The following is a 12,882-nucleotide window of genomic DNA, read 5'->3' as shown; positions in this document are numbered from 1 at the left end:
GCGCGATTCTGGCCACCACCCATACCGCGGAGGGGACCGTCATGGCGTTCCAGAGCGAGTACGCGTCCGTAGAGCCCGTCGAGCTGCCCATCCACGAGGCGGTGCTGGGGAGGGCCGCCGAGTACGGCGAAACGCCCGCCCTGATCGACGGGACGAACGGCGACACGATCACCTACGCCCAGCTGGACGTCTTCCACCGGCGGATCGCCGCCGCCCTGGCGGAGGCCGGTCTGCGGCAGGGCGACGTACTGGCCCTGCACAGCCCCAACACCATCGCCTACCCGGTGGTGTTCTACGCCGCGACCCGCGCCGGGGCCTCCGTCACGACCATTCATCCGCTGTCCACGGCGGAGGAGTTCGCCAAGCAGCTCGCCGACTCCTCCGCCCGCTGGATCGTCACCGTCTCACCGCTCCTCGGCGTCGCGCGCAGGGCCGCCGAACTCGTCGGCGGGATCAAGGAGATCTTCGTCTGCGACAGCGCGGAGGGGCACCGGTCGGTCCTCGACATGCTCGCCTCGACCGCACCGGAACCGGCGCTCACCATCGACCCGTCCGAGGACATCGCGGCGCTCCCGTACTCGTCGGGCACCACGGGCGTTCCCAAGGGCGTGATGCTGACGCACCGGAGCATCGCCACCAACCTGGCGCAGCTCGACCCGTTCATCCCGATGGGCCCCGGCGACCGCATCCTCGCCGTACTGCCCTTCTTCCACATATACGGTCTCACCGCACTCATGAACGCGCCGCTGCGCAATGGTGCGACGGTCGTCGTACTTCCGCGCTTCGAACTCGACCAGTTCCTCGGCGCGATACAGAAGCACCGCATCAACGGCCTGTACGTCGCACCGCCGATCGTCCTGGCCCTCGCCAAGCACCCCGCCGTCGCGAAGTACGACCTGTCCTGCCTGGAGTACATCGTCAGCGCCGCCGCCCCGCTCGACGCCGCACTCGCGCAGGCCTGCTCCAGCCGTCTGGGGCTGCCGCCCGTCCTCCAGGCGTACGGCATGACGGAACTGTCGCCCGGTACCCACGTCGTTCCCCGGAACGCTCCCCACCCGCCCCCGGGAACGGTCGGAAAGCTGCTCCCGGGAACGGAGATGCGCATCCTCTCCCTCGACGATCCCGGCAAGGACGTGCCCGTCGGTGAGGAGGGCGAGATCGCGATCCGCGGCCCCCAGGTGATGAAGGGCTACCTCGGCCGCCCCGACGCCACCGCCGCGATGATCGACGCCGACGGGTGGGTGCACACCGGCGACGTCGGGAGGGTCGACGCGGACGGCTGGCTGTTCGTCGTCGACCGCGTCAAGGAACTCATCAAGTACAAGGGCTTCCAGGTGGCGCCGGCCGAACTGGAAGCACTCCTGCTCACCCACGAGGCGATCGCAGACGCGGCCGTCATCGGCGTCCTGGACGCGGACGGAAACGAGGTGCCCATGGCGTACGTCGTCCCGCAGCCGTCCGCCCGCCTCACCGAGGACGAGGTGATGGCGTACGTCGCCGAGCGCGTCGCACCGTACAAGAAGGTCCGCCGCGTGGCGTTCCTCGGAAGCGTCCCCAGGGCGGCCTCCGGAAAGATCCTCAGGCGCGAACTGCGGGACCGGCGCGGCGAGCGAGAGTCGCGCGAAAGGGAGGGCGCATGACCCTGGTACCGGCCGCGCACGAACGCGGGATCACCACCCTGACCCTCGATTCACCGGCGAACCGCAACGCGCTGTCCGCCAGGCTCGTCGCCGAACTCGGCGACGCCCTGTCGGCGTGCGCGAAGGACCCCTCCGTACGGGCCGTGCTGCTCAGCCACACAGGGGGCACGTTCTGCGCGGGCGCCGACCTCAGGTCGCCGCCCGACCCGGCGGCCTTCGTCGCCCTCCTGCGGAGCGTCGTCGCACTGCCCAAGCCGGTCGTGGCGCGGGTGAGCGGGCACGTGCGGGCCGGCGGCCTCGGGCTGCTGGGCGCCTGCGACATCTCCGCGGCGGGGTCGGGCGCGAGCTTCGCGTTCACGGAGTCCCGGCTCGGGCTCGCCCCCGCCGTGATCTCGATGCCGCTGCTGCCCCGCCTGGACCCGCGCGGCGCCGCCCGCTACTACCTGACGGGGGAGCGGTTCGACGCGGCCGAGGCGGCCCGTACGGGACTGATCACCGTCGCCTCCGAGGACGTGGACGAGGCCCTCGCACCCGTCCTCGACGGGCTGCGCAGGGCCTCCCCGCAGGGGCTGGCCGAGTCCAAGCGCCTGGTCACGGCTACAGTGCTCGCAGCCTTCGACCGGGACACGGACACACTCGTCGAGCAGTCCGCGCGCCTGTTCGCCTCACGGGAGGCGGCCGAGGGCGTGACGGCATTCCTCGAACGACGGGACCCCGCATGGGTGCTGTGACCCCGACACCGAGCCAGAACCCGACACCGAGTCGGACCCCGGCGCCGAGCCAGACCCCGGCGCCGGCGTACGGCCCGTCGGCGGCGGCCACCGGCAAGGCCCCCAAGCAGGACCGCTCCCGGGCCACCCGGCAGCGCCTGCTGGAAGCCGCCGTGTCCTGCCTGGCCGAGCGCGGCTGGGCGGGTTCCACGGTGTCGGTCGTCGCGGAACGGGCGGGCGTCTCACGGGGCGCCGCCCAGCACCACTTCCCGACCCGGGAGGACCTCTTCACGGCGGCCGTCGAGTACGTCGCCGAGGAGCGTTCCACGGCGCTGCGCGCCCTGTTCCCGCACGGCGCCACCAACCGCGCCGCTGTCGTCGGCGGCCTGGTCGACCTCTACACGGGACCGCTCTTCCGCGCCGCCCTGCACCTGTGGGTCGCCGCCTCCAACGAGGACCAGCTGGGCGCCCGCGTCACCGAGCTCGAGGCACGCGTGGGCCGCGAGACCCACCGCATCGCCGTGGAACTGCTGGGCGTCGACGAGTCGGTGCCCGGCGTACGCGAGACCGTCCAGGGCCTGCTCGACATGGCACGCGGCCTGGGCCTGGCCAACCTGCTCACCGACGACGCGGCGCGGCGCGACCGCGTGGTGAACCAGTGGGCGGCGCTCCTCGACGGCGCACTGGGCGGCGAACAGGACTGAGGGGCCGGACCCGTGCCCGACCCCTCAACCGACATTCACCACACCCCGGCGTCCACCACCGACCGGCCGACGGTCCGGCGCCGACGACCGGCGTTCACAGGACGCACGGGATCCGCGACGCTCAGCGCGCGATGTCGTCGAAGCCCGTGACGTCGTGCGGGTTGCGCGAGGGAGGACCGACGTACCGCGCGGAAGGCCGCACCAGCCGTCCCGTGCGCTTCTGCTCCAGGATGTGCGCCGACCAGCCGGCCGTGCGCGCACACGTGAACATCGACGTGAACATGTGCGCCGGGACCTCCGCGAAGTCCAGCACGATCGCCGCCCAGAACTCGACGTTCGTCGCCAGCACCCGGTCGGGGCGCCGCGCGTGCAGCTCCTCCAGAGCGGCCTTCTCCAGCGCCTCGGCGACCTCGAAGCGCGGCGCCGCGAGCTCCTTCGCCGTACGCCGCAGAACGCGCGCACGCGGGTCCTCCGCGCGGTACACGCGGTGACCGAAGCCCATCAGGCGCTCGCCCTTGTCGAGGGCCTGCTTCACGTACGCCGTCGCATCACCGGTGCGCTCGATCTCCTCGATCATGCCGAGGACGCGCGAAGGCGCGCCGCCGTGGAGCGGCCCGGACATCGCACCGACCGCGCCGGAGAGCGCCGCGGCCACGTCGGCGCCGGTCGACGCGATGACGCGCGCCGTGAAGGTCGAGGCGTTCATGCCGTGCTCGGCGGCCGACGTCCAGTAGGCATCGACGGCCTTGACGTGCTTGGGGTCGGGCTCGCCGCGCCAGCGCTTCATGAAGCGCTCCACGACGGTGTCCGCCTTGTCGATCTCCCGCTGCGGGACCATCGGCAGCCCCTGCCCGCGCGCGGACTGGGCGACGTACGAAAGCGCCATCACGGCGGCCCGCGCGAGGTCGTCGCGTGCGGTCTGCTCGTCGATGTCCAGCAGCGGTTTCAGGCCCCACACGGGCGCGAGCATCGCGAGCGCGGACTGCACGTCCACGCGGATGTCACCGGAGTGGACGGGGATCGGGAACGGTTCGGCGGCCGGAAGACCGGGGTTGAACGCGCCGTCGACCAGCAGGCCCCACACGTTCCCGAAGGACACGTGCCCGACGAGGTCTTCGATGTCGACACCCCGGTAACGGAGCGCACCGCCCTCCTTGTCCGGTTCTGCGATCTCCGTTTCGAACGCGACGACTCCTTCGAGTCCGGGTACGAAGTCGGACATCAGGCGGCTCCTCATGATGTGTTCGACAGGCGTCGACAAGTGGCAAGCGGCTCATGACCAGCGGTCAGATCCGGTCAGTTCCGGTCAGGTTCCAGGGGCCATCGGTCACCCCGGTGATTCCCCGCACGGCGGGTGGTCACCCCACCGCTCCGGAAGCAGGCACGATATCCCCTGCTGTATGGAGGTCACAGTGCCCGGCGCCCATATTTTGGCGGGTTCCGCCGATGCGGGGAAGCGTGATTACCGGCACACTGCCCCATTTTCCGGCCGAGGATTGATGGCACCGGGTGCCGGGCAGACTGGGACCCTGCGGCAGGATGGCACCGTGCCGAACCGAGATTTCGATCCCGCCGCCATGCGCGAGCACTATCGCAGCGAAGCCTTCACGGAGGCGGAACTCGCAGCCGAGCCCATGGGCCAGTTCGACCACTGGTTCAGGGAGGTGGCCACCGGCGGCCTCCACGAGCCGAACGCCATGATCCTCTCCACGGCCACGTCCGACGGCCGCCCCTCGTCGCGCACGGTCCTGCTCAAGAAGTTCGATCACCAGGGCTTCGTGTTCTTCACGAACTACGCCTCCCGCAAGGCGCGGGAGATCACGTCCAATCCGTACGTCTCCCTGCTCTTCCCGTGGCATCAGGTCGCACGCCAGGTCATAGTCACCGGCACGGCCGTGAGGATCGGCCGCGACGAGACGGCGGCGTACTTCCGGACGCGCCCGCACGGCTCACAGCTGGGGGCCTGGGCGAGTGCGCAGTCGTCCGTGATCGCGTCCCGCGAGGAGCTGCTCGCGCGCTACGACGAACTGGCGACGCGCTACCCGCAGACCGAACGCGTACCGGTGCCGCCGGACTGGGGCGGCTACCGGGTCGTTCCCGAGACGGTCGAGTTCTGGCAGGGGCACGCGAACCGCCTGCACGACCGCCTGCGATACGTCGCCGGGGACGACGGCGCATGGCGCGTGGAGCGCCTCTGCCCGTAGGCGCGCGTGCAGCGCCTTAGGCCGCGTGACCTGCCGGCCGAACGCAGAAACCCGCGGGCTCTGGTTCCTCCGAGGAGGAGCCGGCCGGACTTACCGGCGAGCCCGCGGGTCGGTGACTGCTGGGATTTCGGCCGGCGACCTGCCGACCAGCACTGGCTGCGACGACGGGCGTCAGCCCGCAGTCACCTCACGAGTCCGAAATGACATCACTTCCGAACCACCTCCCTTCACGTGTACTGCAAGCCTAGGAACCCCCCCCGCCCACCACAACCGAATTAAGGGGGAGCATTTTTTCTCCGAACCAGGTGTGGGCTGCATCACGTTCCAGTTGAATGATCCCGGGTTCAGCAGTGCAGCAAAGGCGAACACCTGCAGGGGGTGCCAGGTGAGTGCTTCCCGGATTGGCGAGACCACCGACGCGTTCGGTCCCGACGAGCCAGGGCCCGGGTCCGACGATCTTCTCGCCGCGCTTCTCGACGGCATGGACGCGGCGCTCTGCGCCTTCGACGCGGACGGGGTGGTCACCCACTGGAACCGCGAGGCCGAGCGGATCCTCGGGTGGACCGCCGACGAGGCGGTCGGGCGGACCGGTCTCGCGGGATGGGCGGCGCGGCCGGAGGACGCGGACGACGTGCAGGGCCGCCTGATGTCGGCGATGCACGCGCCGGGCCGGCAGGTGCACGAATTCGCGCTTCTGCGGAAGGACGGCGGGCGCGTTCTCGTACGCACGCAGTCGGCGGGCGTTCCCGGTGCGGAGGGCAAACCCGCGGGGGTGTACTGCGCGTTCAGTGAGGTGCACGCCCAGATCGACCTGGAACGGGCGATCGCGCTGAGCGAGGCGCTGTTCGACGACGCGTCCTGGGGCGTCGTCCTGGTGGACGTGGACCTGCGGCCGACGGTCGTCAACACGCACGCCGCGCGGGCGCTCGGCGTGGGGCGTACGACGCTGCTGGGGCGCCCCCTGGGGGAGCTGATCGTCCAGGGCGTGGAGGAGCTGGAGGGCTCCCTGCAGCACGTACTGGCGGAAGGGACGCCCCCGGCCCCCGCCGAGCTGTGGGTGACGCTGCGCAAGGCGGAGCCGGGCGGGAAGGGGGAGCGGCGGCGGTGCTGGCGCAGCGGCTTCCTGCGACTGGCGTCACCGCTCGCCGAGGAGCCCGTTCCGCTGGGGGTCGGCTGGCTCTTCCAGGACATCACCGAGGCGAAGACCGCGGAACAGGAAGCCGCGCAGTTACGGTTCCGCGGCAACCAGCTGCACCGTGCCGGGCGCGCGGCCGCCGAGTGCGAGGACCCGATGGAGGCCGCGTTGTCGTACCTCGACTTCGCCCTCGCGGGCTTCGCCGACCACGCGCTGGTCGACCTGACCGTGGGGGACCACCCGGCACGTCTGGTGCGGGCCGCGGCCACGCCGTCGGGCGGCTACGGGCCGTGCCTGCCGGTGACCGGGGGCGCCGGCATCCCGGTGCCGTACCCGGCCGGCCATCCGGCGTTCCAGTGCATGGACCGCCTCGGCTCGGTACGGGCGAGCGGCGGCCCGCAGGACTGGGCGGCGCGGCGCCAGTGGCCGCAGGACACCGTGCACGCCCTGTGCACGGTCCTGCGCAGCCGGGGCAGGACGCTGGGGGTGGCCACGTTCCTGCGCGGCCCGAGCCGCGCCGCCTTCGAGCGGCCGGACGCGACGTACGCGGAGAACATCGCGGTGCGGGTGGCGGCGGCGATCGATCTGGCGCAGACGCTCAAGCCGTGACGGGAAGCGGATCGGCGGCAGGCGCGAGAGCGTGTCGTTCCCGGGCACGTGGGGGGAGCGTTCCCGGGAACCGTGGGCGTGCGCTCCCGGGGACGTGCGGGGGCCGTTCCCCGGAACGGCGAGAGAGCGTTCCCCGGGAACGGTGAGAGAGCGTTCCCCGGAACGGAAAGCGGGCGTTCCCGGGAACACCCGCCCGGCGAAATCAGTGCCGGTAGAAGATGCGGTCCCTGTACTCCGTCATCACGCGGCCGTTCCACTCGTGGCCGCCGTCGACATTGCCCGAGCGCAGCAGCGGCGGTTCGATGCCGCGCTCCGCGAGTTCGCCCGCCGCGCTCGCCATGACGGCCTGCATGAGCGCGCTGGTGACGACCGTCGAGGCGGGCGCGAAGGGAGCCTCGATTCCCTCGGCCGTCAGCTCCGCGTCGCCGACCGCGATCTTGCTGTCGAGGACGATGTCGCAGTGGTCCTTGAGGTACGTGCCCGAGGCGTGCCGGGACTTCGTCTCGTTCGTGTACGCCACCGATGTCACCCCGATGACCTTGAGGCCGAGCGCCCGCGCGTTCATCGCCATCTCCACCGGCAGCGCGTTGCGCCCGGACAGCGAGATGATCACCAGTACGTCGCCGGGCTTGGCGGGGCTGCTGTCCAGGACGGCCGCCGCGAGCCCGTCGACGCGTTCCAGGGCGGAGCCCAGGGTGGCCGGCATGACGTCCACGCCGACGGTCCCGGGAACGGCGAGCAGGTTCATCAGCGCGAGGCCGCCGGCCCGGTAGACGACGTCCTGGGCGGCGAGCGAGGAGTGGCCCGCGCCGAAGGCGAACAGCCGCCCCCCGGAAGCCACCGCGTCGGCGACGGCAGTCCCGGCGGCCGCGACGTTCCCGGCCTCCTCGTCGCGGACACGGTGCAGCAGCCCGATCGCGGCGTCGAAGAACTGACCGGCCAGTTTGCTCTCGCTCATCGCGCAGGGCCCCTTCAAGCGGTACGGCGTGCGAACGTCGTGCGACGGTGGCGCGGATCACGTTGCGGTCTGGACCAGTGCCCTGTCAATACGCCTTCCCGTCGGCACGACACGGTTGTCGGCGCTATGCGTCAGAATTGGGGCAGGGCCAGCGCACGAGTAATCGAGGGGCACGTATGTCCGGACTGATCGACACCACGGAGATGTATCTCCGCACCATCCTCGAGCTCGAGGAAGAAGGCGTGGTCCCCATGCGCGCCCGTATCGCCGAGCGGCTCGACCAGAGCGGGCCGACGGTGAGCCAGACAGTGGCGCGCATGGAGCGGGACGGACTGGTGACAGTGGCGGGCGACCGCCACCTGGAGCTGACCGACGAGGGCCGCAAGCTCGCCACCCGCGTGATGCGCAAGCACCGGCTCGCCGAGTGTCTGCTCGTCGACGTGATCGGCTTGGAGTGGGAGCAGGTCCACGCGGAGGCGTGCCGCTGGGAGCACGTGATGAGTGAGGCGGTGGAGAGGCGCGTCCTCGAACTGCTGCGGCACCCGACGGAGTCTCCGTACGGGAACCCGATCCCCGGCCTGGAGGAGCTTGGCGAGAAGGCTGAGGCGGAGTCGTTCCTGGACGACAACATGGTCAGTCTGAACGACCTGGCGCCCGGCCCGGAGGGCAAGACCGTCGTCGTACGCCGGATCGGGGAGCCGATCCAGACGGACGCCCAGCTGATGTACACGCTGCGCCGCGCGGGCGTGCAGCCCGGGTCGGTCGTGAGCGTGACGGAGTCGCCCGGCGGGGTACTTGTCGGCAGCAGCGGCGAGGCCGCGGAGCTCGGCGCCGAGGTGGCCTCCCACGTTTTCGTCGCCAAGCGCTGACGGGGGCGCCCCGGGCGGCACGGTTCGCCGGTCCCACGGTGGTGGGGCCGGTCCGGCGATCCTCCGGAATCCCAGCGACCGGACGAATCGCGTGCCAGTCTGTGACCGAGGCACATGACGTGAGGGCCGCCGACCGGTCCGACGATCGTCGGGGAGGGGCAGGAAATGCGCCCGTCGCGCTGGTATCGCCCGGAGTTTCGGTCTGTTCGATGTGAAAGGGATGGCTCCGGCGCCCTGAGGCGCCGGAGCCCGTCCTCCCCTGTGCCGACCCGGAGCCCCGAGCTCCCAGGGTCGGCCCCCGCGGACCGTTTTCCCCGAGCGGCCCGCCTCCCGCTGAAGATCTCCCCTCGGCGGCGCGAGTCAATCCTTGAGCGTGGTCACTCGAACGAGGGGTGTTGCTCACGGAAACCGAGTTTTCGAATGCGGGTTCGATAGTCTGGCTGGACTCGACCACTCACTCACTGGACGGACCACCGGGGGACGAAGGGGGTGCCAGGACATATGGTGCGGCGCATCGACGTGACCGGAGCCGACGGCGTACGCCTGGCGGCCTGGGAGTTCGCCGACCCTCCCAAGGGGAGCGGGGAAACCGACCGGCCGCCCGGGGTCTTATTGCTCCACGGCCTCATGGGCCGCGCCTCGCACTGGGCGAGCACCGCGCGCTGGCTCTCCGAGCGATACCGGGCGGTGGCCCTCGACCAGCGCGGACACGGCCGCAGCGACAAGCCGTCCGACGGCCCGTACACCCGCGAGGCGTATGTCGCCGACGCCGAAGCCGCGGTCGAGCAGCTGGGCCTCGCGCCCGTCACGCTCATCGGCCACTCCATGGGCGCCCTGACGGCCTGGCAGCTCGCCGCCAAGCGCCCCGATCTCGTCCGTGCCGTCGTCATCTGCGACATGAGGGCGGGCGCGCTCGGCGCGGCGTCCCAGCGCGAGTGGGACGACTGGTTCAAGTCCTGGCCCGTCCCGTTCGCCACGCTCGCGGACGTGCGCAAGTGGTTCGGCGAGGACGACCCCTGGGTTGAACGGCCGAGCCCGGCCCGCGGTGAGTTCTTCGCCGAGGTCATGGCCGAACGGGCCGACGGCTGGCGCCCGCTCTTCTCCCGCCAGCAGATGCTCACGTCCCGCGCGACCTGGGTGTACGACGCCCACTGGGAGGAGCTGGCGCTGGTCCAGTGCCCGACGCTCGTGGTCCGCGGCCTCGACGGCGAACTGGGGCGGGCGGAGGCCCAGGAGATGGTGCGGGTGCTGCCTCGCGGTCAGTACGCCGAGGTGGTCGACGCGGGCCATCTCGTGCACTACGACCAGCCGGAGGGCTGGCGCAGCGCGATCGAGCCGTTCATGGAGGAAACGGCCGAGGAGCAGGTCGAGCCGCCCCTGAGCCGGCCCTGACCCGCACCCGGCCCGCACCGGGCCGGCCCTGAGCCCTACGTTCCGTTCGCCGGACCGGCACCCGTCACGGGAGCCGGCCCGGCGAACTCCGGGCCCCACTCAGCCCTTGCTGACCGCCGAGAGGATCTCCGGAAGCCGCTCCGCAGCCTGCGGCGCGGACCAGCGCACGCCTGCCCAGGTGATCAGCGCGCCGTACGCCGTGCCCAGCGGCAGCACCAGCCACAACCAGCCGTCGGCGTCCGCCACATGGAGCCAGATCGTCAGCGTGATCAACGGAGCGCACAGCAGCGCCGCCGCGATCATGCCGCCGAGGATCGAGATCCAGGCGAGGCCCGCCTGCCCCGGCGCCACGTTCTTGTGGGTGCTGCCCTGCGGGATCGAGTACGGGAAGCGCACGGACGCGACCGCTCCCGTCGCCAGCATCGCGCCGAGCAGCCCGAAGGACAGCCCGAGCGCTTCGGGCAGGGCCTGCCAGTCGCCCACCAGCGCCGCCGTGAGCACGGTGACCAGCACCGAGTACGGCAGGGTGATCACCAGCAGCGCCAGGGCGCGCGCTCGCAGTTCCTCGTACGCGTCGCGCGGCGTCGAAATGGTCATGGCCACCATCCAGAAGGCGGAGGTGTCCTGGCCGAACTGGTTGTACATCTGGATGCCGAGCATCCCTGCCGCGAAGCACGCGAAGTAGATCGTGCCCGTTCCCTGGAGCGCGTTGAACACGGGCACGATCAGCCCGATCACCAGGGAAGTCACCCACGCGGCCTTCGTCTTGGGGTCGCGCCACACGTACCGCAGGCTGCGCTCGATCACGGTGCCCGTACGGCCGCCGGGCAGGTGCCGCCCGCCGAACCCGCGCGACGACTCCTTGCGGGCCGGCTCCGCGGCCTGGAGCGTCGAGCCGTCCGGGGAAGTCATCAGCTTCACCAGGCTGCGTTCCCAGGACCACAGCAGTGCGGCCAGCGCCGCCGCGGCCAGCAGCAGTTGGGCCGCGCCCCGCCCGTACGCCCCGTCGCTCACCGCGTCGACCGCGCCGATCGCCGACGCGGGCGGCACCCAGCTCAGTACGTCAGCGACCGGGTCGAGCTTCGCCAGGCCGCCCGCGTTGCTGAGCCGCTGGGCGCCGAAGTTGACCACCTGGATGCCGACGGCGATCACCAGACCGCTCAGCACGGCCAGGTCGCGTCCCTTGCGGCTGCTCAGCAGCCGGATGTTCGCGGCGGCCACGGCCCGCGCGAGCGCCACGCACAGCAGCAGCGTCAGCGCCACGGCGACGACGCCGACGGCGGCCGCCGCCGCGCCGTGCGCCACGCTGATCACCGATCCCAGCGCCAGGCAGAACGTGAACAGCGGCCCGATGCCGACCAGGGACGCCGTCAGGAGCGCCCGGACCAGCGGGCGGGGTCGCAGCGGCAGCATGACCAGCCGGGTCGGGTCGAGCGTCTCGTCGCCGCTGGGGAAGAACAGCGGCATCACCGCCCAGCCGAGCCCGAGAAGGGCCGTCAGCAGCACCACGACGGTCGTCGCGTGCTCGTTCCCGCGCAGCACGATCAGACCGATCAGCTGAAGCGCCGCGAAGAGCAGCGCGAGCACACCGGAGAGGATGAACGCCGCCCTGCGGCCGGACGACTGGCGCATCCCGTTGCGCAGCAGCGACAGCTTGAGCCGTACGAGGACGGGCGTGATCCCGGGAACGTCCGGCGTGCCGTTCCCGGGAACGCCCGTTGTGCCGTTCCCGGGAACGCCCGTTGTGCCGTTCCCGGGAACGCCCGGTACGCCGTTCCCGGGAACGGTCGTCTCGCCCGCGCTCATCCGGCGCCGCCGCCCAGCCAGTCCAGGCTCTCCCCGGTGTCCCGGCCGTTCGCGCCGACCAGTTCGAGGAACGCGTTCTGCAGGGAGGGTGCGTCGCCGCGCACCTCCGCGAGCGTTCCCTGCGCGCGGATACGGCCCCCGGCCATCACGGCGACCCAGTCGCACAGCGACTCGACGAGCTCCATCACATGGCTGGAGAACACGACGGTCGCGCCCGACAGCGTGTACCGCTCCAGGACGCCGCGAATCGTCTGCGCCGACACGGGGTCGACGCCCTCGAAGGGCTCGTCAAGGAAGAGCACCTGCGGGTTGTGCAGCAGGGCGGCGGCGAGCCCGATCTTCTTCCGCATGCCGGTCGAGTAGTCGACGACCAGCTTGTGCTGCGCGCCCGCCAGGTCCAGCACGTCGAGCAGCTGCGTCGCCCGCTTGTCGACCTCGTCACCGGGCAGCCCCCGCAGCCGGCCGGAGTACGCCAGGAGCTCACGCCCCGAGAGCCGCTCGAAGAGCCGCAGCCCCTCCGGCAGTACGCCGATCCTGGCCTTGACCGCCACCGGGTCGCGCCACACGTCGTGCCCGCCGACGAGGACCGTCCCCGCGTCGGGACGCAGCAGCCCCGTGACCATCGACAGGGTGGTGGTCTTGCCTGCGCCGTTCGGCCCGACGAGGCCGACGAACTTCCCGGCCGGCAGCTCCAGATCGATGCCCCCGACGGCGATCTGCTCGCCGAAGCGCTTCCACAGGCCCTCGATACGTACGGCGGCGGGCGGCGCATTCCGCGCTCCGCCCGCCTGTTCTGGTCCCGCTGTCTCCTCGGGCATGTCGCACAGCCTCCTGGTGTCCCCGTCCCGAATACGG

11 protein-coding genes are annotated in these 12,882 nt (G+C 71.6%); 7 read left to right on the top strand and 4 right to left on the bottom strand.

Translation table 11 applies throughout. The features are described 5' to 3' along the window. The first annotated feature begins 41 nt into the window (after window positions 1-41). The 3 genes from IE185_RS21025 to IE185_RS21015 are packed head-to-tail and all read left to right on the top strand — an operon-like array spanning window position 42 to window position 3,054. Window positions 42-1,640, top strand: a complete 1,599-nt coding sequence (locus tag IE185_RS21025; RefSeq protein ID WP_189715725.1) for a 4-coumarate--CoA ligase family protein — start codon at window positions 42-44, stop codon at window positions 1,638-1,640. Then, window positions 1,637-2,371 carry an enoyl-CoA hydratase family protein gene (locus IE185_RS21020; protein ID WP_138898529.1) on the top strand — a complete coding sequence of 245 codons (735 nt, stop codon included), beginning with the start codon at window positions 1,637-1,639 and terminating at the stop codon, window positions 2,369-2,371. Before IE185_RS21025 ends, IE185_RS21020 begins: the two co-directional genes overlap by 4 nt. Continuing rightward, the gene (locus IE185_RS21015) at window positions 2,359-3,054 is read left to right on the top strand and encodes a TetR/AcrR family transcriptional regulator (RefSeq protein WP_229843620.1); all 696 of its coding nucleotides are present in this window, start codon (window positions 2,359-2,361) and stop codon (window positions 3,052-3,054) included. The genes IE185_RS21020 and IE185_RS21015 overlap by 13 nt, the downstream gene beginning before the upstream one ends. A 121-nt stretch (window positions 3,055-3,175) precedes the next feature. Here the strand turns inward: IE185_RS21015 and IE185_RS21010 are convergent, their stop codons facing one another. After that, on the bottom strand, window positions 3,176-4,276 hold the full coding sequence (locus IE185_RS21010; RefSeq protein ID WP_138898528.1) for a citrate synthase 2: 1,101 nt from the start codon (window positions 4,274-4,276) through the stop codon (window positions 3,176-3,178). A 355-nt stretch (window positions 4,277-4,631) separates the two neighbouring features. Between IE185_RS21010 and pdxH the strand changes: the two genes are divergently transcribed. Both pdxH and IE185_RS21000 read left to right on the top strand, forming a co-directional pair. After that, the gene (gene pdxH / locus IE185_RS21005) at window positions 4,632-5,258 is read left to right on the top strand and encodes a pyridoxamine 5'-phosphate oxidase (protein WP_138898531.1); all 627 of its coding nucleotides are present in this window, start codon (window positions 4,632-4,634) and stop codon (window positions 5,256-5,258) included. A 385-nt stretch (window positions 5,259-5,643) separates the two neighbouring features. Next, window positions 5,644-7,002, top strand: a complete 1,359-nt coding sequence (locus IE185_RS21000; RefSeq protein ID WP_138897269.1) for a PAS domain S-box protein — start codon at window positions 5,644-5,646, stop codon at window positions 7,000-7,002. Window positions 7,003-7,204: 202 nt separating this feature from the next. On the opposite strand, the gene IE185_RS20995 is transcribed toward IE185_RS21000, so the two are convergent. Continuing rightward, on the bottom strand, window positions 7,205-7,960 hold the full coding sequence (locus tag IE185_RS20995; protein WP_138897270.1) for an SIS domain-containing protein: 756 nt from the start codon (window positions 7,958-7,960) through the stop codon (window positions 7,205-7,207). Between the two features lie 176 nt (window positions 7,961-8,136). On the opposite strand from IE185_RS20995, the gene IE185_RS20990 reads away from it, so the two are divergent. Both IE185_RS20990 and IE185_RS20985 read left to right on the top strand, forming a co-directional pair. Continuing rightward, window positions 8,137-8,829, top strand: coding sequence for an iron-dependent transcriptional repressor DtxR (locus tag IE185_RS20990; RefSeq protein WP_138897271.1), 693 nt, complete (start codon window positions 8,137-8,139; stop codon window positions 8,827-8,829). Window positions 8,830-9,330: 501 nt separating this feature from the next. Next, a complete protein-coding gene (locus tag IE185_RS20985; protein WP_138897272.1) occupies window positions 9,331-10,221 on the top strand; it encodes an alpha/beta fold hydrolase in 891 nt (296 codons plus the stop codon). A 99-nt stretch (window positions 10,222-10,320) separates the two neighbouring features. Here IE185_RS20985 and IE185_RS20980 read toward each other — a convergent pair whose 3' ends face one another. Further along, a complete protein-coding gene (locus tag IE185_RS20980) occupies window positions 10,321-12,027 on the bottom strand; it encodes a transporter (protein WP_229843619.1) in 1,707 nt (568 codons plus the stop codon). Then, window positions 12,024-12,845, bottom strand: a complete 822-nt coding sequence (locus IE185_RS20975; protein WP_138897273.1) for an ABC transporter ATP-binding protein — start codon at window positions 12,843-12,845, stop codon at window positions 12,024-12,026. Before IE185_RS20975 ends, IE185_RS20980 begins: the two co-directional genes overlap by 4 nt. Between the last annotated feature and the right edge of the window lie 37 nt (window positions 12,846-12,882).

It is taken from the genome of Streptomyces chryseus, from assembly GCF_014650755.1.
Classification (GTDB): domain Bacteria; phylum Actinomycetota; class Actinomycetes; order Streptomycetales; family Streptomycetaceae; genus Streptomyces; species Streptomyces chryseus.
This window is presented reverse-complemented; position numbering and strand designations above follow the sequence as displayed.